At 65.2% G+C, this 23,380-nt stretch carries 22 protein-coding genes; 10 read left to right on the forward strand and 12 right to left on the reverse strand.

Features of this window, described 5'->3' with window-relative positions; genetic code table 11:
- Positions 1-2: 2 nt before the first annotated feature.
- Positions 3-200 (forward strand): hypothetical protein, encoded by a 198-nt coding sequence (locus tag QX124_RS20130; protein ID WP_315798072.1) that lies wholly within the window; start codon positions 3-5, stop codon positions 198-200.
- Between the two features lie 53 nt (positions 201-253).
- On the opposite strand, the gene QX124_RS20135 is transcribed toward QX124_RS20130, so the two are convergent.
- The 3 genes from QX124_RS20135 to QX124_RS20145 all read right to left on the reverse strand — a co-directional run bounded on the left by QX124_RS20135 (position 254) and on the right by QX124_RS20145 (position 4,034).
- Positions 254-1,075: a hypothetical protein gene (locus tag QX124_RS20135; RefSeq protein ID WP_315779699.1), complete on the reverse strand. Its 822-nt coding sequence runs from the start codon at positions 1,073-1,075 to the stop codon at positions 254-256.
- A gap of 110 nt (positions 1,076-1,185) precedes the next feature.
- Positions 1,186-2,106, reverse strand: coding sequence for a DUF692 family multinuclear iron-containing protein (locus tag QX124_RS20140; RefSeq protein ID WP_315772530.1), 921 nt, complete (start codon positions 2,104-2,106; stop codon positions 1,186-1,188).
- A 758-nt stretch (positions 2,107-2,864) separates the two neighbouring features.
- Entirely contained in the window at positions 2,865-4,034 is a 1,170-nt protein-coding gene (locus QX124_RS20145) for a M20 aminoacylase family protein (RefSeq protein ID WP_315757710.1), read from the reverse strand.
- A gap of 174 nt (positions 4,035-4,208) precedes the next feature.
- On the opposite strand from QX124_RS20145, the gene QX124_RS20150 reads away from it, so the two are divergent.
- Entirely contained in the window at positions 4,209-5,828 is a 1,620-nt protein-coding gene (locus tag QX124_RS20150) for a GMC family oxidoreductase (RefSeq protein WP_315798073.1), read from the forward strand.
- Between the two features lie 268 nt (positions 5,829-6,096).
- Here QX124_RS20150 and QX124_RS20155 read toward each other — a convergent pair whose 3' ends face one another.
- Together QX124_RS20155 and QX124_RS31900 are read right to left on the reverse strand one after the other, a co-directional pair.
- Positions 6,097-6,873 carry a hypothetical protein gene (locus QX124_RS20155; protein WP_409997720.1) on the reverse strand — a complete coding sequence of 259 codons (777 nt, stop codon included), beginning with the start codon at positions 6,871-6,873 and terminating at the stop codon, positions 6,097-6,099.
- 3 nt (positions 6,874-6,876) lie between these two features.
- Positions 6,877-7,269, reverse strand: coding sequence for an acyltransferase family protein (locus tag QX124_RS31900; RefSeq protein WP_409997721.1), 393 nt, complete (start codon positions 7,267-7,269; stop codon positions 6,877-6,879).
- A 202-nt stretch (positions 7,270-7,471) separates the two neighbouring features.
- Here QX124_RS31900 and QX124_RS20160 point away from each other — a divergent pair, with 202 nt between their 5' ends.
- The 4 genes from QX124_RS20160 to QX124_RS20175 all read left to right on the forward strand — a co-directional run bounded on the left by QX124_RS20160 (position 7,472) and on the right by QX124_RS20175 (position 10,185).
- Positions 7,472-8,416: a metallophosphoesterase family protein gene (locus QX124_RS20160; RefSeq protein ID WP_315772526.1), complete on the forward strand. Its 945-nt coding sequence runs from the start codon at positions 7,472-7,474 to the stop codon at positions 8,414-8,416.
- A 14-nt stretch (positions 8,417-8,430) separates the two neighbouring features.
- Positions 8,431-8,748 (forward strand): cupredoxin family copper-binding protein, encoded by a 318-nt coding sequence (locus QX124_RS20165; protein ID WP_315776491.1) that lies wholly within the window; start codon positions 8,431-8,433, stop codon positions 8,746-8,748.
- 97 nt (positions 8,749-8,845) lie between these two features.
- Complete coding sequence (locus QX124_RS20170; protein ID WP_315798137.1) at positions 8,846-9,400, forward strand: sigma-70 family RNA polymerase sigma factor; 555 nt, start codon at positions 8,846-8,848, stop codon at positions 9,398-9,400.
- Positions 9,397-10,185, forward strand: a complete 789-nt coding sequence (locus QX124_RS20175; protein ID WP_315798074.1) for an anti-sigma factor — start codon at positions 9,397-9,399, stop codon at positions 10,183-10,185. The genes QX124_RS20170 and QX124_RS20175 overlap by 4 nt, the downstream gene beginning before the upstream one ends.
- Before the next feature lie 110 nt (positions 10,186-10,295).
- Here the strand turns inward: QX124_RS20175 and hpnO are convergent, their stop codons facing one another.
- A complete protein-coding gene (gene hpnO / locus QX124_RS20180) occupies positions 10,296-11,687 on the reverse strand; it encodes an aminobacteriohopanetriol synthase HpnO (RefSeq protein WP_315737300.1) in 1,392 nt (463 codons plus the stop codon).
- A gap of 101 nt (positions 11,688-11,788) precedes the next feature.
- Here hpnO and QX124_RS20185 point away from each other — a divergent pair, with 101 nt between their 5' ends.
- Entirely contained in the window at positions 11,789-12,415 is a 627-nt protein-coding gene (locus QX124_RS20185) for a DUF2147 domain-containing protein (RefSeq protein WP_409997722.1), read from the forward strand.
- Positions 12,416-12,477: 62 nt separating this feature from the next.
- Here the strand turns inward: QX124_RS20185 and QX124_RS20190 are convergent, their stop codons facing one another.
- Positions 12,478-15,078: an MMPL family transporter gene (locus QX124_RS20190; protein WP_315737298.1), complete on the reverse strand. Its 2,601-nt coding sequence runs from the start codon at positions 15,076-15,078 to the stop codon at positions 12,478-12,480.
- A gap of 487 nt (positions 15,079-15,565) precedes the next feature.
- Between QX124_RS20190 and ispH the strand changes: the two genes are divergently transcribed.
- Positions 15,566-16,492 carry a 4-hydroxy-3-methylbut-2-enyl diphosphate reductase gene (gene ispH / locus QX124_RS20195; protein ID WP_315714888.1) on the forward strand — a complete coding sequence of 309 codons (927 nt, stop codon included), beginning with the start codon at positions 15,566-15,568 and terminating at the stop codon, positions 16,490-16,492.
- Between the two features lie 34 nt (positions 16,493-16,526).
- A complete protein-coding gene (gene hpnH / locus QX124_RS20200) occupies positions 16,527-17,675 on the forward strand; it encodes an adenosyl-hopene transferase HpnH (protein ID WP_315714889.1) in 1,149 nt (382 codons plus the stop codon).
- A 101-nt stretch (positions 17,676-17,776) separates the two neighbouring features.
- Here the strand turns inward: hpnH and QX124_RS20205 are convergent, their stop codons facing one another.
- From QX124_RS20205 to QX124_RS20225, 5 genes are all read right to left on the reverse strand, one after another.
- Entirely contained in the window at positions 17,777-18,541 is a 765-nt protein-coding gene (locus QX124_RS20205) for a phosphorylase (RefSeq protein WP_409997723.1), read from the reverse strand.
- Between the two features lie 345 nt (positions 18,542-18,886).
- On the reverse strand, positions 18,887-20,137 hold the full coding sequence (hpnE, locus tag QX124_RS20210; protein ID WP_315798076.1) for a hydroxysqualene dehydroxylase HpnE: 1,251 nt from the start codon (positions 20,135-20,137) through the stop codon (positions 18,887-18,889).
- Positions 20,137-20,976: a presqualene diphosphate synthase HpnD gene (hpnD, locus tag QX124_RS20215; protein WP_315798077.1), complete on the reverse strand. Its 840-nt coding sequence runs from the start codon at positions 20,974-20,976 to the stop codon at positions 20,137-20,139. Before hpnD ends, hpnE begins: the two co-directional genes overlap by 1 nt.
- A complete protein-coding gene (gene hpnC / locus QX124_RS20220; protein ID WP_315757722.1) occupies positions 20,973-21,851 on the reverse strand; it encodes a squalene synthase HpnC in 879 nt (292 codons plus the stop codon). The genes hpnD and hpnC overlap by 4 nt, the downstream gene beginning before the upstream one ends.
- Positions 21,852-22,074: 223 nt before the next feature.
- Positions 22,075-22,311, reverse strand: a complete 237-nt coding sequence (locus tag QX124_RS20225) for a hypothetical protein (RefSeq protein WP_315714894.1) — start codon at positions 22,309-22,311, stop codon at positions 22,075-22,077.
- Between the two features lie 476 nt (positions 22,312-22,787).
- On the opposite strand from QX124_RS20225, the gene QX124_RS20230 reads away from it, so the two are divergent.
- The gene (locus tag QX124_RS20230; RefSeq protein WP_315737293.1) at positions 22,788-23,282 is read left to right on the forward strand and encodes a hypothetical protein; all 495 of its coding nucleotides are present in this window, start codon (positions 22,788-22,790) and stop codon (positions 23,280-23,282) included.
- The last annotated feature ends 98 nt before the right edge of the window (positions 23,283-23,380 follow it).

Genomic DNA, 23,380 nt, shown 5'->3' on the forward strand with positions numbered 1-23,380 from the left:
CCTTGATCGTCATATTGCGCCCGCAGCGCGGCGAGCCTGATCGGCCGCGGCATCAGCGTCGTCACGAAATCGAGCAGACCATCGCCGGGCGGCACGACCATCCCCGCATCGAAATGGCCGTGGCTCAACAAATGATGGCCCGAAACTGTAGCGTCCACCACCTCGACGGCCGGATCCAGCATGACGAAGGCATCGTCTGACAGCCGGCCGGGAAGGCTGTCGGGAGCAGAACGCAAGGGCTTTTCAAGCGGTCTCATGGGACTGGCGCCCATTCGATGCGCGACTGAACTGAACGGTCGGTGCAGCCCTCCATCGTCAGGATGTTTCCCGATGCTAGCCCGTCCGCCCCGCTCGTCAGGACGCCCAATTCCATCAGCGATCCGACCACGGCCTGCACGTCGTCACGCGAGAGATCGCGCATCTCCAGAGCCAACTCGTCAACGGTCCGCGGCGTGCCGAGCAGGTCGAACGCCCGGGCCCCCCGCTCCGACAGTTCGGCATATTCATGCGCCAGCTCGGGCCCCGGGAAATACACCAGCCAATGGCGCGACGAGGCCTCGAGATCGTCGGACGGATCGAACTCGAACGGGTCCTCGATCCAGGGCGTGAGATCGCAGGATGACGAAACCACGACCGCAGCCGGATTGCGACGGACGCGAGCCGCCTCACCCTCGCTGCGCGCCGCCACGCCCGCGTGGCGGGCCGCGTCGACGGGCCACGCCGGCGGCGCCGACCGGCCGAGCCTGCGCGCCAAGGCGATCGTCGCGTCATCAATCGCCATGACGTCCTGATGGGCGCGGGACGCAAATTCCGGAAGCTTGGTCAGATAGGCGACGAAGCCGGCCGCACAGCGCCAGAAATTCGGTCCGTCGTCCGGATAGCCGGTCGATCTGACGAAATCCTCAGCCACAATATCGACGTCGCGACCGCTCATGTTCAGAAGGCGGCGTGTCAGCGGCACCAGATCGAGCGCCCCCAACGCATTCCTGACGAGTCCGCGCCGGTACATGCCGATATTGGCGTTCGTGGCCTCCGGCGTGCCCGCGTAGTCGGTGACGATCGCTCTCTCCTCCATGGAGAGGCCATCCGGATCTGCGGTTCGGGCGTCGGATCGGGTGATCCATGTGACGAGACCATCGTCTCTCAACACGCGACGCCAAGTGCTCCATACCAGCTCGGCATTCATCACGCGGCCTCGCTGCGGGTGGTACGGCGGCTCGCCGGTCCATAGGCGCGATCCCAGGCATTCCGCGCCCGCTCCAGGTCGGAGAGGATCAAGTCAGTGGTGCGGTCCGTATCGACCCGCTCCCCCGCGCAATAGAGGGATTGCGTCTCGTATTCGAGGATGACGGCCCCGGGGCGCGCCCGCGCCAGAACGTCATCGAGAAGGTCCCACACCTCTTCGGTGACCTGCGTGTCGTGAAGATCGTGATATTGGCCACCGATCCAACGCCCGCCTGCGAGGTGGATGGAGATGATGCGCTCGGACGGGATCGTCGCCAGGAAGCGTTGAATGGAGTAGCCGCGTGAGCCGTGGTTCTGCGCATTCGCATACAGATTGTGAAGATCGAGATGCAGATAGGTCCCCGATAGTTCCAGGATTGCCGCGAGGAACTCTTCCTCGGGCATCTCGCTGCCGGGACAGGTCCGATAATAGGCTGCGTTTTCGTGCGCGAGCGGGACGCCATAGAGCGCCTGCAGCGTGCGCGCCCGCTCGGCGAGCCGCACGACCTCCGCGCGAGAAAACTGCAGCGGACTGCTCCACACATCCGCCCAGGACGCATCGCTGTAGAAGCAGTGATTGGCAACCCAGGCCACGCCGAACTTCCTGGCCAGCGGCACGTGTCGGCGCACCGCGGCTGTCGCCGTCAGATCCTCGAAACCGAAATCTCCGCCATAGTTCGAATGTCCGAGCAGCGGAAACTTGCCTGAGACATCACGGACGAGTTCGATGGCACGGGGAGACAACACCCCCGGGCCATCGAGGGGGCTCATGATCGAGTCGAACAGGATTTCGAGCGCATCAAGCGGCTGGTCGAGGAAGGGAAACCAGCCGATCAGTTCCGGGTTGAATTGGAGTCCCACTCCAAGACGCGGAAAGCTCATAGGTCTCATCTCCGACCAGCCCGACCACGCCGGCTAAGCCAGCGCGCCGGGATTTCTTGCAGGAGATCTGCTTCAGGAGGCAGCACACTTTGCGGCTGTGGCCGCACAGCGCGCCGCAGTTGCTGCGCATCGCGCAGCGGTGGCCGCACACCGTGCCGACGCCGCCTTAGCCTGGGCATGCGCTGCCGTCGCAGCGCACTTGGCCGAGTTTGCCGCGCATTGCGCCGCAGTTGCCGCACACTTGGCCGCGGCCGCAGCCGCTTCCTTCACGGAGAGCTTCTTGACGTCCATGGGGGTTCTCCATCTGTGGAATCGAACTGGTGAACAAGGAAATTTCAGACAGGCAATGAACGCTCGATCACGAGCAGTGGCCAGAAACGCGAATGACTATAACTTACTCGCTTTCGTTGTAAATACCTTAGGTTGTGTGTTTGAAAACACTTGCCTGTTACGACAGTGACGCTGGCGGAAATTTATTTCAGCTCCGCAGACGGGCGCGCGTCGTCAGCTGCGCATCGCGTGACGCGCGCCGATACAGATCATCATTGCAGCGATGCCTGTCGTTGGGACGTGAGGAGAATTCGTAACAAACAAGCCGCACGATCGATGCAGGCGGATCGAATCAATACGCGCTGCGCCTGTCAGCGCCAGAGGCGGCAAAATAGCAAACACGCGCCCCATCCATAAGACAGGGGCGCCGACTCCGGTCGGCGCCCCTGTCTGGCGGATCAGTTCATCTGAGATGGCTGGGCCGCGGCTCACGCCGCCAGCGTGTTCTCCACCACCTTGATGAAGAACGAGGTGCCGTAGACGATCGCCTCGTCGTTGAAGTTGTAGGCGGGATGATGCAGGCCGGCGCTGTCGCCGTTGCCGACGAAGATGAAGGCGCCGGGACGAGCTTCGAGCATGTAGGCGAAGTCCTCGCCGCCCATCATCGGCGGCATCTCGTGCACGTTGGCATCGCCCGCGACCTCCTTGGCGGCGCGGATCGCGATCTCGGTCTGCTCGGCGTGATTGATCACCACGGGATAGCCGCGCGCATAGTTCAGGTCGATCTTGGCGCCGGTCATCTGGGCGACGCCGGTCACGACCTCGCGCACCCGCTTCTCCATCAGTTCGCGCACCTTCGGCGTCAGCGTCCGCACCGTGCCGCGCAGCACCGCGCTCTGCGGAATCACGTTGCGGGCGTTGCCGGCGTGGAACTCGCAGATCGACAGCACCGCGGCCTCCAGCGGATCGACGCTGCGCGACACGATCTGCTGCAGCGCCGTGACGAGCTGGGCGCCGACGAGAAGAGAGTCGATGCAATTGTGCGGCTTGGCGGCATGACCGCCATGGCCCTCGATGGTGATGTCGACCGCGTCGGTCGATGCCATCAGCGCCCCCTGGCGGATGGCGAACGCGCCGACCGGCAGGCCGGGGCCGTTGTGCATGCCGTAGACCTGATCGATCTTGAAGCGGTCGATCAGCCCGTCCTTGATCATCGCGTCCGCACCGCCACCGCCCTCCTCGGCCGGCTGGAAGATCACGGCGACCTCGCCGGCGAAATTGCGCGTCTCGGCGAGATAGCGCGCCGCGCCGAGCAGCATCGCGGTGTGGCCGTCATGGCCGCAGGCATGCATCATGCCCGGGGTCTTCGAGGCATAGGGCAGCCCGGTCGCCTCCTCGATCGGCAGCGCGTCCATGTCGGCGCGTAGTCCGAGCACCCTCACCTCGCCATGGCCGGGCTTCCGGCCCTTGATGACGCCGACCACGCCAGTCTTGCCGAGGCCCGTCACGACCTCGTCACAGCCGAACTCGCGCAGCCGCTCGGCGACGAAGGCCGCCGTCCGATGCACGTCGTAGAGCAGCTCCGGATGCGAATGGATATCCCGCCTCCAGGCCTGGATATCGGGCTGCAGATCGGCGACGCGGTTGACGATGGGCATGGGAAATCTCGTAACTCCTGTGGGACTTTGCGCCTGTTTAGCATGCAAAAGCCGCACCGCCCAAGATAAGGGCTGCGCCCGTCTCATGGCTCGGTCAACCAGCCATGAACGTGGCGCTTGTCCGGGCCCGTCCGGGCTGACTAAAAGCCTGGCAACGATGGGAAGGGAATGCCGATGCCGAGACAGCTCGAGGGGGATTTCGACTATATCGTGGTGGGCGCCGGCACTGCCGGCTGCATCCTCGCCAACCGGCTGTCGGCCGATCCGAACAGCCGCGTCCTGATTCTCGAGGCCGGCGGCAACGACAATTGGATCTGGTTCCATATTCCGGTCGGCTACCTCTTCGCGATCGGCAATCCACGCTCCGACTGGATGTTTCGTACCGAGGCCGAGCCGGGCCTGAACGGCCGCTCGCTGGCCTACCCCCGCGGCAAGGTGATCGGCGGCTGCTCCGCGATCAACGCCATGATCTCGATGCGCGGCCAGGCCGCTGACTACGACCATTGGCGCCAGCTCGGTCTCGCCGGTTGGAGCTATGCCGACGTGCTCCCGGTGTTCAAACGGCTGGAGGATCATTTTCTCGGCGAGAGCGAGCATCACGGCACCGGCGGCGGCTGGCGCATCGAGGCGCCCCGGCTGTCCTGGGCGGTGCTGGACGCGGTCGGCGACGCCGCCGAGCAGATGGGCATCCGCCGCATCCCCGACTTCAATACCGGCGACAATGAAGGCATCAGCTATTTTCACGTCAACCAGAAGCGCGGCCGGCGCTGGTCCTCCGCGCGGGGCTTTCTCAAGCCGGCGCTGAAGCGGCCTAACCTGCGGCTCGAAACCAACGTCCTCGTCGACCGCCTGATCGTCGAGAACGGCCGTGCCACAGGCGTGCGCTTCCAGCAGAATGGTGAGACCATCGAGGCGCGCACCAAGGGCGAGGTGATCCTGAGCGCCGGCTCGATCGGCTCGGTGCAGGTGCTGCAGCGCTCGGGCATCGGCCCGGCGGATTGGCTCAGCGAGCTCGGCATCGATATCGTCATCGACAGACCGGGCGTGGGGCGCAATCTGCAGGACCATCTGCAGCAGCGCGCGATCTACAAAGTGTCGGGCGTGAAGACGCTGAACGAGACCTATTACTCGCTGGTCCGCCGCGGCCTGATGGGGCTCGACTATGCGTTCCGGCGCCGCGGGCCGCTGACCATGGCGCCGTCGCAGCTCGGCATCTTCACGCGCTCGGACCCGACGCGCGACCGCGCCAACATCCAGTTTCACGTGCAGCCGCTGTCGCTCGACAAGTTCGGCGATCCCCTGCATCGTTTTCCCGCGATCACCGTCAGCGCCTGCAACCTCCGCCCGACCTCGCGCGGCACGGTGCGCATCCGCTCCGCCAGGATCGATGAGGCGCCGTCGATCGCGCCGAACTATCTGGCGACCGAGGACGACCGCCAGGTCGCGGCCGATGCCATCCGCGTCACGCGCCGGCTGATGAAGCAGAATGCGCTTGCGGCCTACAGGCCGCAGGAATATCTGCCCGGCCCGTCGGTCGGCGATGACGACGCCGCGCTGGCCAAGGCCGCCGGCGACATCGGCACCACGATCTTCCATCCCGTCGGCACCGCCAGGATGGGCACCGCAGACGATCCGATGGCGGTCGTCGACGAGCGGCTGCGCTTCCGCGGCATCGAACGGCTGCGCGTCGCCGATGCCTCGATCATGCCGACCATCACGTCAGGCAACACCAACACGCCGACGGCGATGATCGCGGAGAAGGCGGCGTCGATGATCTTGGAGGATGGGCGCTAGGCGCTCACGTCCGACTCCTCATTCCCGTCATTGCGAACGCAGCGAAGCAATCCAGGGTCCCGACCCCACTCTGGATTGCTTCTTCGCCTTGGGCTCCTCGCAATGATGCGGGAATCGTAGGGTGGGCAAAGCGGCGCCGAAGGCGGCGCGTGCCCACCGTCGTGCGGCAGACTCGGCGGCACGGCGGCGGGCACGGCGCCACTAATATCTCGGATGTGAGAGAGCACGGCATCGCCTTTGCCCACCCTACGCATCGCCGCATGCTGACCTAGATGATCCGCGCCACCAGCGGAACCCGGCGCAACAGTGCTGCTGCGAGCCAGCTCACCGACAGCGTGCCGATCAGCACGATCGCGAACTTCACGGCGGCCGGCCACGCCGGGTCGTAGACCAGATATTGCAGCCATAGCAGCGGCAGGAAGTGCAGCAGGTAGATGCCGTAGGCGGAGGGCTGGACGCGATCCATCAGCGCCAGCGGCGCCTTTGCCCAGCGCTGAAAGAAGGTCGGCACGGCGAACGCCATCGCAGCACAGAAGCTCGCGACCGCCATGCCATAGGCCGTGCGCCACCACAACGGCGGTGAATCGAAATCGGCGATCCAGTTGTGATGCGCGTAGGCCAGCAACAGGATCGCGCCGTAGCAGCTGTAGGAAAGACCGAACCAGATCCACCAGCGCCGGACCAGTGCGCCATCGGCTGCGAACGGCCCCGCCCGCAGCCCGGCGGCACCGATCGCGATGCCGGCGACGAAGAAGGTCGGGTAGAGCAGCACCCGGCTCGCCTGCAGCGGCAGCGGAAAATGTCCGGGCATGAACCAGAATCCGTCACCGAAGCCGAGATGCGGCGGCAGATAGGCCAGGTTGGCGATGACGAGGAAGATCAGGAAGCCAGTGAGCGGATAGTGCAGCAACGTTCCGGCCCAGCGCCCGAGTGCGCCGATCGCCTGCGGTGCCAGGACGCATACGAGCGCAGCCAGCATATCAAACCCCAGCAGCACGCCGAGAAACCAGGCCGAGCCGGACGGCCACGGCCCCTCGCTGATCATCCGTCACCACACCGCGCTGAACTGATCCTCGGCCACATCGTAACGGTAGTAGGCGATCGGCATGATCACGAAGATCGAAACGATATAGGGCACGCCGAGCCGCAGCGCGCGGCGCCCGACATAGTCCGACGCTCCTCTGCCCGCCAGACTCGCCGGCACGAACAGGCCGGAGATGAAGAACATGCACGACATGAAGTAGCTGTCGTTGAATAGCGCGACCAGATCGAAGCCGAGCCAGTGCATGCGGTCGCCGCCCTGACCGAAATCGGTGTAGTTGATCGCGGAGTGATAGAGCACGACCGAGAGCGTGATGAAGGTCCTGGCGCGGTCGAGCGCCACGATCCGATCGCGCGACGTCTCGGTTCGTTGCAGGGTCGGGGTCACGCGCTCATGCATCGACGTCGCATCCAGTCCATCAGCCGCTCATATATTTCGCGCGGCCCTGCGCCACATCCTGCGTGAACAGGTGAGCCGTCGGCCATTGCCGGCACGATCACGAACACGTCATCGCTTTTGGATCGCGAGAAGCCGGGAATAAACCCAGGCCACCACCGCTCTTCTCACCCGCAAGCCCGATGACGGGCAACGGGAGATGACGATGAGCCTTGGTGATCATGACGAGAACGGCGTCAGCCGCCGCAAGGTGCTGGAATGCATGACATGGGCCGGCACCGGCGTGCTCTGGACCTTGTCGGGCGGCGTGCCACGTTCGCTCGGCCTGGTCGACGCGGCGCGGGCGGCCGAGCAGCCCGCCTCCGGCCTGACCTTCCTGCAGATCAGCGACAGCCATGTCGGCTTCGACAAGCCGGCCAATCCCAACGCGATCGGGACGTTGGAAGAGGCCGTGAATCGCATCAAGGCGATGCCGGTGAAGCCGGCCTTCATGATCCATACCGGCGACATCTCGCATCTGTCGAAGGCGGCCGAGTTCGACGATGCCGACCGCATCATCTCGCAATCCCGGCTCGACGTGCACTACGTGCCGGGCGAGCACGACTTCCTCGACGAGGACGTCAAGCTCTACAAGGAGCGCTACGGCAAGGGCAGCCGCGGCGCCGGCTGGTATTCGTTCGACGCCAATGGCGTGCACTTCATCGGCCTCGTCAACGTGGTCGATCTCAAGGCCGGCGGGCTCGGCAATCTCGGCGCCGAGCAGCTTGCCTGGCTGGAGCAGGATCTCAAGGGCCGCTCCAGATCCACGCCGATCGTGGTGTTCGCGCACATCCCGCTGTGGACGGTGTATCCGCAATGGGGCTGGGGCACCGAGGATGGCGGCCGCGCGCTCGACACCCTGAAGGGGTTCGGCTCGGTGACGGTGCTGAACGGCCATATCCACCAGGTGATGCAGAAGGTCGAAGGCAACGTCACCTTCCACACCGCGCGCTCGACCGCGTTCCCGCAACCGGCGCCGGGCACGGCCCCCTCGCCCGGCCCCATGAAGGTCGAGGACGCAAGGCTGCGCAGCCTGCTCGGCATCGCCAGCATCGATTTCAAGGTCGGTGACGAGCGCCTCGCCATCATCGATACGCCGCTTGCGGGCTGAGGGACGAAAACGCGATGATCCAGCTTGTTCTTCGCGGTGCCGGCTTGGCCGCCGTACTGCTTGTTTGCGCCACGCCGGCGCGCGCCGAGACCATCAAGGTCACGATCGACAATTTCACCTTCACCCCGGCTGCGCTGACGGTGAAGGTCGGCGACACGGTGACCTGGACCAACCATGACGACATCCCGCACACGGTGGTGTCGGCCGGGAAATACAGGTCGAAGACGCTCGATACCGACGACAGCTTCTCCTTCACCTTCGCAGCCGCCGGCGACTACAAATATTTCTGCTCGCTGCATCCGCACATGACGGGACTGGTCAAGGTTGAGTAGCATCGCGAACCAGGGCATGAGCATCGTCACATGGACCGGTCGGCGGCGCAGCGCCGGCCGCGCCGTGCGACCGCGAACCGAGCCGGAGACCACGCCGGTGACAACAGCCAATGACGATCCCGAGAGGGCGCGACGCTTCCGCGAGGCGGCGCTGCCCTATCTCGACGACGTCTACACCCTGGCGCGCTATCTCCTGCGCAACCCTGCCGATGCCGAGGATGCCGTCCAAGAATGCTACCTGCGTGCGCTGAAGCATTTCGACACTTACCGTGGCCCGGCGATGAAGCCGTGGCTGTTCGCGATCCTGCGCAACGTCTGCCACGCCGAATTCGCGCGCCGCGCCGGCGCGCCGGCCAAGGCGCTCGACGACGCGCCGGAAGCGGCCGAGCAGCCCCCGCTGTGGCAGGAGAGCGCCGAGACGCCGGAAGGCGCCGTATTGCGGGAACGTGATGCCTCGGCGATCCGCCGGCTGATCGACACGCTGGCCGAGCCGTTTCGCGAGACCTTCGTCATGCGCGAGGTCAACAATCTGTCCTATCGCGAGATCGCGGCGGCGGCCGGCGTGCCGGTCGGCACCGTGATGTCGCGCCTCGCCCGCGCCCGCGCGATGCTGCGCGCCGCCTGGCTCGCGCGGGAGGAGCCACAACGATGACCTGCGATGAAGCCGAGATCCTGATCCACGCGCTGGCCGATGGCGAGCTCGACGCCGGCCACGCGCGCGAGGTCGAAGCCCATGTTGCGAGCTGCCCGCGCTGCGCCGCGGAGCTTGCTGCAATCCGGCAGATGAAGCAGATGCTCGCCGGCACCGACCTCAGCTACAAGGCGTCCCCTGCCTTGCGCCAGCGGATCGAAGCCACCCTGCCGCCGGCCGATGCGGCCTCCATCACCCCGCTCGCTGCAGTGCCGAGCCGACGCACGCTGCTGCGAGGCTTCGCCCTGGGCTCGGCGGTGTCGGCGCTGGCCGCCACCGGCCTCGTCGCCATCGTGCTGCGCAATGACGACCAGCAGCGGATCGAGGCCGAGATCGTCTCGGCGCATCTGCGCTCGCTGCAGGCCGGCCACCTCACCGACGTCATCTCGACCGATCAGCACACCGTCAAGCCCTGGTTCAACGGCAAGCTCGACGTCGCGCCTCCGGTGATCGACCTCACCGCACAAGGCTTCACGTTGATCGGCGGGCGGCTCGACTACGTCGACGCACGCGCGATCGGCGCCGTGGTCTATCGCCGCCGCCAGCACGTCATCAACCTGTTCGTGGCGCAGACCGCGTCTACCGAGCGCCGCGCCGCACGGATGGACACCGTCCAAGGCTTCAACATTCGCTCTTGGCGCGACCGCGGCCTGAGCTATTGGGCGGTCAGCGATATCGGCGCCGACGAACTCAACGAGTTCGGCGAGCGGTTCGAGCGCGCGATGGGTGCGAACAAGGAGGGATGACGCGCTCTCGCGCTTCAGTCATTGCGAGCGAAGCGTGCCCACGGTCTGTCCGGAGACGAACTGAAACGGCGGGCACGGCGCTACGCGCCTTTGCCCACCCGACGCGAACATCACGCCGATTTGCGGATCGCGTTGTCGACCAGGGTCTTGCCGAGCGACCAGATCGCGCCGGGGACCTTGTGGCTCTGCGCGATGACGTCGTCGAAGGCGCGCTCGATCCAGGCGCAGTCCTCTTCGGTGATGGTCAGCGGCGGCAGCAGCTTGATCGTGTGCAGGCCATGGCCGGCGACCTGGGTCAGGATCTTGTGATCCTTGAACAGCGGCACCGTGATGAGCTGGCAGAACAGGCCCTTGTTGGCGCTCTCCAGCATGGTCCAGGAGGCCTTGAGGCGCAGCGATTTCGGCGGACCGAACTCGACGCCGATCATCAGTCCCTTGCCGCGCACTTCCTTGAGCAGCTCGTAGCCCGGCACCATCCGCGTCAGCGCCAGCCGCAGCTCGGCGCCGCGCTTGGCGGCGGCCTCCACCAGCTTCTCGGCCTTCATCACCTCGAGCGTGGCAATGCCGGCGGCCATCGCGAGGTCGTTCTTGGCGAAGGTCGAGCCGTGCACCACGGCGCGGTCCATGCGGTTGAAGATCTTGTCGAAGATCTGCTTGCGCGTCAGCAGCGCGCCGACCGGGACATGGCCGCCGGACAGCGCCTTCGACAGCAGCACCATGTCGGGCTCGACATTCCAATGTTCCACCGCCAGGAACCGGCCGGTGCGTCCCATGCCGGTCTGGATCTCGTCGGCGATGAAGATGGTGCCATATTTCTTGCAGAGCGCGGCGGCCCCGGGCAGGAACTCGTCAGAGGGCATGTTGACGCCCTTGCCCTGGATCGGCTCGACGATGAAGGCTGCGATCTCGCGCGACGACAGCGCCTGCTCGAGCGCGGCAAGATCGTTGAAGGGGATGGCCGTGCAGCCCGGCAGCAGCGGCTCGAAGCCGTTGCGGAAGTTCGAATCATCGGTCAGCGATAGCGCGCCGTAGGTGAGGCCGTGATAGGAGTGCCCGCAATAGACGATACCAGGCCGGCCGGTCGCGCCACGCGCGAATTTGATCGCGGCTTCCACGGTCTCGGCGCCGGAATTGGCAAAGAACACCTTGTCCAGATACGGGACATATTCCAGCAGCCGCTCGGCAAGAACACCCGCCAGGGTCGAGACGTCGAGCTGAACGAGATTCGGCAGATCGCTATCGAGGACGCTTTTCAGCGCGGCGCGCAGCGTCGGATGATTGCGGCCGATTGCAAAGACGCCAAAACCGCTGAGCAGGTCAAGATAACGGGCCCCATCACGATCGTAGAGATATTGCCCTTGTCCCTTCTGGAACCCAACATCATATCCAATCGTCTTGAGAACGCGGACAAGCTGCTCGTTCAGATGCCGAGAATGCATCGTGCTGCGCTGCGCTTGGCGCTCCACAAACATCTCGGAAACGTCTAGATTGGGTTTTAGCATCGGCTACATACTTCGGTTGATGGACGTGACGTCAACTGAAAACGCGCAATGCGGCGTTTTGCCCTCATTCGCACCATCAAAGCAAGCACGGGTTTCTGCCAATGTTGCATCGCCTTAGATATCTCATGTCGACGACACTAGCATACTCTGCAGTCGTGTTCGCAGCAGGAATTTCTTCCGCGCTCGCGGCCGACCCCACCGGCGACTGGCGGGTCGCCGACGGCGTCGCGAACATCCGAGTCGCACAATGCAATGGCAGCATGTGGGGCGTCGTGGCCTGGGAGAAGACCCCGGGCGGACGCGACAGCAACAACCCCGATCCGGCCCGCCAGAGCCGTCCGACGCTCGGCATGCCGATCCTGATCGACATGAAGAAGAAGCCCGGCGCAGACGCGTGGGAAGGCCAAGTCTACAACGCCAAGGATGGGCAGCTCTACAGCTCGACCATCACGCCGATCGATCCCGATCACCTGGAGATCAAGGGCTGCGTGCTCGGCTTCCTGTGCGGCGGCGAGACCTGGACGCGGGTCGCTCCGCCGATCCCATCGAGCCCCGTGAACAGCATGGCTAAAGGTACACAGAAACCAATCGCGCCAGCCCCTGCCCCGGCGGCCAAAACGACGACCGGCGTCGGCAGTGGCGCAACCGCATTGGCCAAGCCGGGACAAAAGCCCGCGGACCAGGTCGGCGATATCTGCCTGCTGCCCGATATCGCGCGCGCCCGTTAATTGGCGTCCGTCACCCGAACAAAAAAGCGGCCGAGAGATCGGCCGCTTTTTCTATTCCGGGATCACGAGCCCTCTTGCTCCTTGATCTCGCGAGGCTTGCCCATCAGCGCCGGCTGGAACAGCAGCACGGCCGCGAGCGTGGTGACCAGCGACAGCGCCAGCAGCTTGCCCATGCTGGACGTTCCGGGATGGCTCGACAGCCACAGGCTGCCGAACGCGGTCGCCGTCGTCAGCGCGCTGAAGAAGATCGCCCGGGTCAGGCTAGTCTGCAGCAGGTTGGTGCGGCCGCCGCGCCACGCCACCACGTAGTAGATCTTGAACGCGACGCCAATGCCAAGCAGGAGCGGCAGGGCGACGATGTTGGCGAAGTTCAGCGGCAGCTTGATCAGCACGCAGATCTCCAACGTCACGGCGCCTGCGACCAGCAGCGGCACGATCGTCATCAGCACGTCGGTGAAGCGCTTCAAGGTCACCCACAACAGGAGGCTGATCACGACCAGCGAGTAGATGCCGGCGTGGATGAATGCCTTCACGATCGTGTCACCTGACTTCAGGATCGACACCGGCCCGCCGATCGCATTGGGCTCGGCCGCCAGCACCGCGTTGGCAAATCGCCTGAGATTGTCGTTGTCATTCGGATCCCCCTTCGGCTGCGCCTCGACCCGAATCAATCCGTCCTTGCTCTTCCACTGCGACACCAGCTCCGGTGGCAGGTTCGCGAGGCTGACGGGCTGCGCCTGCAGGGTGGCGCTGAGCTGCGCCAGCGTGATCTTCCACGGCTCGACGAACACCGCCTGCGCCTTGTTGCGCACCGCTTCGCTGGCGCCCGCGAGCCTGGCAAGCGCGTCGGCGAGCCGCCGCGACGCGACCGCGCCCAGCCCACTGCTCTCGCCCGCGGTGCGCCGGAGATTGTCGACGGTCGAGTTCAGGGCGTCGACATTCTCCTTGTCGCTCGGCGCCGCATCGATCTGGTCCGGATTGAGTGCAGGCCCCAGCACCTTCGCGCCCTGCGCGATCAGCTTCAGCTTGGCCGGCTGGTCCTCGGGCACGAAGCTGTCGAGCGACATCACGCGCGCCACCTCGGGCAGCTTCTCGAGCTTGGCCTCGATCGCCTTGGCCTCGGTCTCGGAGCGCGTCAGCACGTCGATCGCGTTGGCGCCCGTGTTCGGATCCTTTCGCAGGTCGAGATAGGTCGCGATCGACTCGGCGCGCGGATTGCGCAGGTTCATCGGGTTGAAGTCGAACTTCATGTAGTAGAGCAGCGGCAGGCCGGCGACGACCAGGCCGAGGGTGCCGACGATGATCGGCACGCGGTGCTTCTCGAGGAAATGATCGACCGGCGCCAGGAAGGCGTAGCCGACCGGCTCCTTCTCGCCGGGCGGATTGAGAATCCTTAGCAAGGCCGGCAGCACCGTGATCGACGACAGGAACGCGATGATCATGCCCGCGCCGGCGATGGCACCGAGCTCGGAGATGCCCTTGTAGTCGGTCGGCAGGAAGCACAGGAAACCGGCAGCCGTCGCCATCGCCGCAAGCGACAGCGGCACGGCGGAGCGACGCGCAGCTTCCGCCAGCGCCTCAGGCAGATTGTCGTTCTTGAAGCGCTCGGAACGGTAGCGCACGCTGAACTGGATGCCGAAATCGACGCCCAGGCCGATGAACAGCACGGCGAACGCGACCGACAACAGATTCAAGGAGCCGACCATCATCAGGCCAACGGCCGTGGTGAGGGCGAGGCCGATGAACAGGTTGATGAACACGGCCGAGATGATCTTGGCCGAATGCAGCGCCAGCCACAGGATGATCAGCACGACGACCACGGTGCCGATGCCGTTGACGACGGCGCCCTCCTGCACGGTGGCGTATTCCTCGTTGGCGATCGGCACCGGCCCGGTCAGCCGCACGCGCGCATGAAAACGGTTCGGGAAATCGAGCTCGACCGCGGCCTGCCGGATCGCATCGGTGGCGGCCTTGCCCGGCTCGAGCGCCTGGTAGTCGAGGATCGGCTTGAATTGGATGAAGGCGCGCTTGTCACTGTCTTCGAGCGGCTTGTCGGAGATCAACTGGCGCCAGGAGAAGGTCGCATCGCCCTTGTCGAGCACGGTCTCGACGGTCTGGGAGATGTAGTCGAACGGCCGCGCGACGTTGTCGAGCTTGACTTGCCCGCGCTTGACGCCGGCAAGGCCGGTCTCCAGCGCACCGGTCAGGCCGCGGATCGAGGGGTCCCCGGCCATGATCTCGACCAGCGGTGCCGCCGCCGCGAACTGGTCCGTCAGTTGCTTGACCTCCTCGGTCGGCAGGAACAGCAGGCCGTTCCTGGCGAAGAACTCGCCGCCGCCGAGCAGCTCGACCGATGAGAAGTTCGCGGTGTCGCCCTTGAGCTTCTTGGCGAGCGCATCGGCCGCCACACCTGTCATCTCGGGCGTCGCCGCTTCGACCACCGCCAGGATCATCCGATCGCGATCGAAGGCCTGCTCGTACTGCTGGTCGCGCTTGCGCCAGTCGAGCTCGGGCGAAATCAGCTTGTTGATGTCGGTATTGATGGAGAAATGACGCGCCGTATAGAAGCCCGCGCCTACGGAGAGCAGCAGGGCCGCAATCAATGTCGGCCAGGCAAACCGGGTGCAGGCCTTGACGATCGAGACGACAAACGTGGTCAGCACTTCGTGACTTTCTAATGTTTAGAGAGCTGGGCGGAAACGTCCGCTTCATGGCGGAGTTCCCCGATCAGGGCGAGCCCCGGACGCACACATCCTGAGCGGCGCCCCGACCCGGCCTGGCCCAACCTTGAAGACGAGGATGGTCCCTCGACGGCGGATCAGGTCGAACGATGCACGGAACCGTCGGGGCGGCTGATATAGCGGCTGTTCTCGGCGGTAAAGTGACGAACGAGTGAGAGCATAACCAACTCAATTAATTGATCTAATTTATAATTACTAAATTACCTGCGGCCGGTCGCGGGCTGTGTGCGACGGGTCACATGCGAGCGACTTGCAGACTGGCTTTCCTCTTCGCTCGATTTTTGACACAAAGCCCTGCGCTTCCATCGGTGTGGCGGGCAATTGGGGCATTCGCTGGTGCGAATATTGCAGCCCCGTCGCACGCACGGAGGTGCCGGGTCGAAAGTGAGGCAACGTGGCTGGACGTCCCATGCAGGTGTATCTCGCGCAGCCGCGCGGTTTTTGTGCTGGAGTCGTGCGTGCGATCGAGATCGTCGAGCGCGCGCTGGAGAAGTATGGCCCGCCGGTCTATGTGCGTCATGAGATCGTCCACAACAAGCACGTGGTGGAGAGCCTGAAGGCCAAGGGCGCCATCTTCGTCGAGGACCTCTCCGAGGTGCCGCCGCGCGCCGTCACCGTGTTCAGCGCCCACGGCGTTGCCCGGACGGTGGAGGAGGAAGCGGCCGCCCGCGGGCTGCCGGTGCTCAATGCCACCTGCCCGCTGGTGACCAAGGTCCACAACCAGGGCAAGCGCTACATGTCCAAAGGCCGTACCCTGGTACTGATCGGCCATGCCGGTCATCCGGAGGTCGAGGGAACCATGGGTCAGGTTCCCGGCCCGGTCCACCTGGTGCAGAACGTGGCCGATGTGGCCACCCTGCCTCTGCCGGTCGATACCCCGCTGGCCTATATTACCCAGACCACGCTCAGCGTGGACGACACCAGGGACATCATTTTAGCCCTTCAAGCCCGCTTTACAGACCTTCAAGGTCCCGATATCCGGGATATCTGCTATGCGACACAGAACCGGCAATCTGCGGTAAGGGACTTGAGCAAGCTGGTGGACGTCATCCTGGTGGTGGGCGCCGCCAACAGCTCCAACTCGAACAGACTGCGCGAGATCGGCACCGAGGCCGGGGTCGCAAGCTATCTGATCGCTGATGGCAGCGAGCTCGATCCGGTTTGGCTGAAGGATGCCAAGGCCGTCGGCATCACCGCCGGCGCCTCGGCCCCCGAAGTCCTCGTCGACGACGTCATCGAAGCCCTGCGGCGCATCGGACCGGTTGAGGTCGCGGTGGTCCCGGGGCGGGAAGAAAACATCGAATTCCGCCTGCCGGCCGAGCTGGTCGCGGGCTGATCGGTCCTCGTTTGGTCCAGAAAGAAGAGACGTAATGGCAATCCCCTTCCATAAGGAACTGCGTATCGGGGCCTATCTGATGAAGCAGAAGCTTCTCGGCCGGAAACGCTATCCGCTCGTGCTGATGCTGGAGCCGCTGTTCCGCTGCAACCTGGCGTGCGCCGGCTGCGGCAAGATCGACTATCCCGACGCGATCCTCAACCGCCGCATGAGCGCGCAGGAGTGCTGGGACGCAGCCGACGAATGCGGTGCGCCGATGGTGGCGATCCCCGGCGGCGAGCCGCTGATCCACAAGGAGATCGGCGAGATCGTGCGCGGCCTGGTCGCCCGCAAGAAGTTCGTCTCGCTCTGCACCAACGCGCTGCTGCTCGAGAAGAAGCTCGATCTGTTCGAGCCCTCCCCCTACCTCTTCTTCTCGGTGCATCTCGACGGCCTGCGCGAGCATCACGACAAGGCGGTCTCGCAGAAGGGCGTGTTCGACCGCGCCGTCTCCGCGATCAAGGCCGCCAAGGCGCGCGGCTTCACCGTCAACGTCAACGCCACGGTGTTCGACGGCCATCCCGCCGAGGAGATCGCGAAGTTCCTGGACTTCACGACCGAGCTCGGCGTCGGCGTGACCATGTCGCCCGGCTATGCCTATGAGCGCGCGCCGGACCAGGAGCACTTCCTCAACCGCACCAAGACCAAGCAGCTGTTCCGCGACGTCTTCAAGCTCGGCAAGGGCAAGAAGTGGAATTTCATGCATTCCGGTCTGTTCCTCGACTTCCTGGCCGGCAACCAGGAGTTCGAGTGCACCCCCTGGGGCATGCCTGCGCGCAACATCTTCGGCTGGCAGAAGCCCTGCTATCTGCTCGGCGAAGGCTACACCAAGACCTTCAAGGAGCTGATGGAGACCACCGACTGGGACTCCTACGGCACCGGCAAGTACGAGAAGTGCGCCGACTGCATGGCGCATTGCGGCTACGAGGCGACCGCCGCCAATGCGGCGCTGACCAACCCGATCAAGGCGATGTTCGTGTCGCTGCGCGGCATCAAGACCGAGGGTCCGATGGCGCCGGAGATCGATCTCTCCAAGCAGCGCCCGGCGCAGTACGTGTTCTCGTCGGAGGTGCAAAAGCGCCTCTCCGAGATCCGTCACGACGAGGCGATCGAGGCGCAGCAGAAGGCCTCGACGGCCGCCTGATCTTCACGGCTCTGATCAATCAAAAGGCCGCCGAGTGATCGGCGGCCTTTTTCATTGAACTGATCTCTGGATCGGGATGGACGCTACGCTCCGCAAACGGCTCACGCCTCGGCAGCGGCCAACGTCTCGGTCTCGAGGAAATGCTCAGCCGCCAGCATGCCGCTCAGCAGCAGGTCGCGGGCACCGCGCAACGAGCGCAGGGCGCGATTGAACTCGATGCCCGTCGATACCAGGCCGCGCAGCACGGTCGGATTGCGGGCGACGCCGCGCAGGATCATCGGCAGATCGATGTCGCCGTTCGGCTTGATCGCGTCCTTGGCGAGCGACGGGAGGGTGCGATGGGCGGGATCGGAGATCACCCGCAGCGCCGCGAACGGCAGCCCGTATTCGGCAGCATAGGCGGCGGCGATGTGGCTCTCCATGTCGACCGCGGCCGCCCCGGTCTTCATGCGCAGCGCCGCCTTGCGGGCCTGAGCCACCACCACCTCTTCGGCCCCGGCCAGCACGCCGCGCACGACGCGGCGCTTCTTCAGGGCGGCGCGGGCGATGTGCTCCTCGCGCAGCGACAGGCCCGACAGCCAGCGGGCATCGCCGGCGGTCACCTCGGTGGCGACGACGATGTCGCCAGCCTTGAGGCTGGGATCGAGGCCGCCGGCCACGCCAAAGCTGACGACGCCGCGGATCGAGGTCGGATCGAACACGGTGAGCAGCGAGCGCAACTGCCTGGGGTCGCTCGAGCTGCAGATCACCATCATGCCGGGCCCGGCAGCAATCCGGGCCTCCTGCACCAAGCCCGTCACGACCAAGACCGGCCGCGGATCAATCGGGCGATCCGCGGACGTATCGTCCCCCATCCCCAACTTCACAATCCGACCCCTGACACCTTCTCGGACGTCGCGTGATTCGACGTCTCCGTCTCTTGTTCCAAAGCCTCAGCCACGGCGGCGCCAGAGCGGAAAGGCCTTAACAAACCGAGGATTACGCAGAAAAAATCCGCGAGGAAACCCCGTTTGCGCCGCACTGCACCCGTACCCGATGCGTTTTTTGCCTGGTGTTGCCATTTGGCCCCGCCGATCCCTGTTCCGCCCTGGAACAAATTGCGCCGGCGCCACCAGGCGTGGAACTTTAAGCAAGAACTACGCCACGAAAATGTGAGACTCGCGGCGCCGGCGGCATGACGGCGCTGCCGGATTCGCGCCGCCCTGCACCTGTCAGCCGTGCCCGAGCAGGAGATTCGCAGCGCGGTCGCCAGAGCGGACCGAGCCCTCGATGGTCGCCGGCAGGCCGGTATCGGTCCAGTCCCCCGCCAGAGCGAGATTGCCGAACGCCGTCTTCGCTCCCGGTCGGAGCGCGTTCTGCTCGGGCGTCGCCTCGAAGGTGGCGCGACGCTCGCGCACGATCTGCCACGGCGGCAGCTCCCCCTTGATCCCGGCGGCCTTGCAGACGTCGGCCCAGATCGCGGCGGCGAGCTCCTCGCGCGGCATGTCGACCAGCCGATCGCCATTGCTGATGGTGACCGAGAGCCGCTGCGGGAAGGCGAACAGCCATTCGACCAGGCCGCCGACCACCCCGAGCAGAGCTGGTGCATCGCGCGGCGGCGTGATGCGGAAATGGGCATTGACGATGGCGCGATATTTCGTCGGCCCCGTGAGCCCCGGCAGCAGGGTCATCGCCGGCCGCGGCGGCACGGCGAGCACCACGACGTCGGACGGACCGAGCGCGACCGTTTCATCACCGCCGAACCTGAGCCCGGTGACGCGACCACCCGCATCGTCGAGGCCACGCAGCTCGCGGCCGATCCGCACGCTGCCGCCTTTGCCTTCCAGGAATTTCACGGCCGGATCGATCAGCACGCCCGACAATCCATCGCGCGCGATCAGCGGCCGGCAGGCCTGGCCGCCGGCGAGCAAGGTCTCGCGGACGATGGCGCCGGCGAGCCCCGCCGATCCTTCTGGCGGATCGCAGTTCAGTGCCGCGAGCAGCAGCGGCTGCACCAGGCGGTCGTACAGCGTACCCTTGCAGGGAATCGTGCTGCCGATCGTCTTGGACGTACCGGCCCAGATCAGCGGCGACAGCGCGAGGTAGTCGCCGAGCTTGGTATCCGGCACGCGGCGGCCCTCGTCGAACACCCACAGCGGCAGGCGGCCGTTGCCGAGATCGAGCAGCCAGCGCTGGCCGCTCCGGATGTCGACGAAGGCGAACTGCGCCTTCTCCGGCCCGACCAGCCCCGCTTCCGAGCCGATCGCGCGGGCATAGGACAGCACGTGATGATTGGCCGACAGCAGCAAATGATTGCCGTTGTCGATCACCAGGTCGGTCGCAGCGTCGTAATAGGACCGGCAGCGGCCGCCGAGCTGCTGCGTGGCCTCGTGGACGTGCACGATGTAGCCCGCATTGGCGAGCCGCACGCCGGCGGAAAGGCCGGACACGCCGGCGCCGATGATGTGAGCGGTCTTTTGCATCAGATGATTGCGTAACGGAGGATGATGCCGATCTTCGTGAGCTTGCTCACGCGGACGGGCTCGCGCGGCAGCGCGAAGCCACGTTCGAGCAGGAGGTCGAACACGGCGCGGTAGTATTTCGACATGATGCGCGGCGCACGCACCGCGCGGCGGCGATTGCGCCGCATGATCTCGTCGGCCTTCTCGAAATGCGTCTTCGCCCTGACGGCAACCGAGTTGCAGACCTTGGGCAGCGCTCGCTCCTGCGTCACCTTGGCCGGATCATCGCCGGTGATTCCGGCGAACAGCAGCGCCTCGCGCGGCAGATAGAGCCGGCCGATGGCCGCGTCCTCGTCGATGTCGCGCAGGATGTTGGTGAGCTGCAGCGCGCGGCCGAGATGGTGGGCCAGCAGGATGCCGTCCTCCTCAGGCATGCCGAAGATGCGCACCGAGAGGCGGCCGACCGCGCTCGCGACCCGGTCGCAATAAAGGTCCAGCGTGGCGAGATCTGGCGCGCGGACATCCTGCGGCACGTCCATCTCCATGCCGTCGATGATGGCGAGGAAATCCTCCCGCTTCAGGCCGAACGTCTTCACCGCGGCGACGTAGTCGCGCAGCCGCGGCGGCGGGTTGCCCTGGTAGAGCGCGTCGATGTCGTCGCGCCATTTCTGCAGCGCCGCCAGCCGCTCGGGCCGCGGCCCGTCGGAATCGGCGATATCGTCGACCTCGCGACAGAAGCTGTAGACCTGGAACATCGCGTCGCGCTGGGCGCGCGGCAGGATGCGCATGGCGGCGTAGAACGAGCTGCCGGAGGCCGCCGTGCCGTGATCGATATTGTCTGCGGTCGCCTCGAGGGTCATGCGCCGGCTGCCGATTTGGTGACGGGATGGCGCCCGGCCACGCGGCGGCCGATCTCGCCCATCACCGACGTGAAGGTGAGGCCGAGCATGCCTACGGGCGACAGGTGCACGCGCTCACTCAGCGGATCGCGCACCTTCAGCAGCGCCACGATACGGTCGGCGAAAGCCTGGATCACGGCGATCTCCAGTCCGAAACGGAAATCCTTGACGCCGCTGTTGAGGTCCCTGCCCTCATCGAGCAGCGCCGCGTTACGCACCGCGAGCTTCTGCAGGCAGGCCAGCAGTTGCGGCGGCGATCTGGACTCGCCGAGCATCTCGACGGTGGCGCCGGCTTCCGCCAGCGCATCGCGCGGCAGGTACACGCGATTGAGCGCCTTGTAGTCCTTGCCGCAGTCCTGCAGGTGGTTGTTGATCTGCAGCCCGGCGCAGATCGCATCCGAGGCCGGCCAGGTCGCGGTGGACTCGCCGTGCACATCGAGCATGAAGCGGCCGACCGGCATCGCCGAGTAGCGGCAGTAGTGGATGACCTCGTCCCAGTTCTCGTAGCGCAGCTTGGTCACATCCATCCGGAAGGCAACCAGCAGATCGAGCGCATGCCGGGGCGGCATGCCGCGCTCGGCGAGCGCCCGGCGCAGGCTGACGGCGACATCCTGGGTCTCGCCGGTCCCGGTCAGCTCGGCTTCGAGCAGATCGAGCAGCCGCAGCTTCTCCTCACCCGGCAGGCTCGGATGATCGGCGATGTCGTCGGCGGTTCGCACGAAATTGTAGAAGGCGAGGATCAGCGCCCGGTGCTCTGGACGGATGATCCAGGAGGCCACCGGAAAGTTCTCGTCCCGGTGTGTCTTGCCGGATCGCAAATCGCTCGCGGTGGTCATGGACGAAACAGCTATCAGGTTGAAAGGGCGCTACCGAAAACAATGCCCGCCGCTTCGCTCATGCGAACGGATTGCTCGCCCCCATATAGGCGAAGATCCAGCCAAAACCAATGCAATCGATGTCGGGCAGCCCATAGGATCGAACCGCCGCCCTGCCCTGAGGGGCGGGCCGGCGGTCGTTAACCAAGAGAGTTCGGAAACAACCGTTCCGAACGGCAACCGCTTACTGGTTGTGGGTCTTCAGCACCTGATCGCAGGCCGGGCTGATCTTGGGGCGGTTCTCCTTCAGGCACGCAAGGATGGTGAAGTCACCCTGATCGATGACGGCACGACAGAACTTCTGAACGTCACGCGTGCAGGCCGCCTGCTCTTCGGGCGTGCCGCCGCGGCCTTGCGCGAACGCGCCGGTGGAAACGGACACCGACGACAGCAGGGAAAGTGCCAGGAAAATCTTACGCATCGTGTTCCTTCATTTTGACAGCAGAGGAGACCTCCCGGATCGCCGATGCTGCCCGGGAAACACCTGTTTGGTTTGGCAAGGACCGCAAGCCCCCCAGCGCCGGAGGTACGCTGCCAAATGCGGCCAAATTTGCGCCCTATGATCCCGAGCGGATCAAGCTCGGACATCACAGCTTTGGCACAAACAAGGCGTTGATACTAGGGCGTTATTCTCGGAACACGTTTTTCGCATTTGGCTGTTGCAAGCATGCCGCGCGGACCGTTAGATGCAGCGCCGTCGAGGCGGCTTGCGTGCAGCCGTCTTGCGAGGACGACCATTCGGCGCCGACCCGTCGCACGGTGTCGGCGGGCATCATGGCATCCGGTCGCAGCGCCCGACCGGCCGTCATTTGAACCTAACCTTCGGCGAGAACACCAAGTGTTCGAAGCGGCGGCGTACGCCGACACAGCGGTGTCATTTTGGATGGGAAACTCGATATGAAACTGTTCGGCTCACCTTTCTCTGGGCGCGTCGTCAAGGCCGCCGGTCTCGGAGCGGCATTGTTCGTGGCGGCGACCGCGGTTCAGGCTCAGTCGGGCCCGTTCGCCGGCTTCGACGGGTCGTGGTCGGGCAACGGTACGGTCGCGCTGTCCGACGGCACCACCGAGCGCATCCGCTGCAAGGCCAGCTACAAGGTGGCCGGCGCCAATCTGAAGCAGAGTCTGCAATGCGCCAGCGACAGCTACAAGTTCCTCCTGACCAGTGACGTCACCAGCCAGGGCGATCGCATCTCCGGCAACTGGAGCGAATCCAGCCGCAACGTGAACGGCGAGCTGCAGGGCACCGCCGGCAACGGCCAGATCGACGTGTTCGTGCAGGCCGCCGGCTTCGCCGCCAGCATCACCCTGAGGACCAGCGGCAACAAGCAGGTCGTGCAGATCTCCTCCAAGGGCGAGATCCGCGGCGTCAACATCACGATGTCGAAGACCTGAACGGTCGCGACATCGTCAGCAACGGAATGCGCGAACGGCCCTGACGACGTCAGGGCCGTTTTGTTTTTTGAGACATCAGAGACCATGAGCATTGGGCC

It is taken from the genome of Bradyrhizobium sp. SZCCHNRI3043 (genome assembly GCF_032377735.1).
Taxonomy (GTDB): domain Bacteria; phylum Pseudomonadota; class Alphaproteobacteria; order Rhizobiales; family Xanthobacteraceae; genus Bradyrhizobium.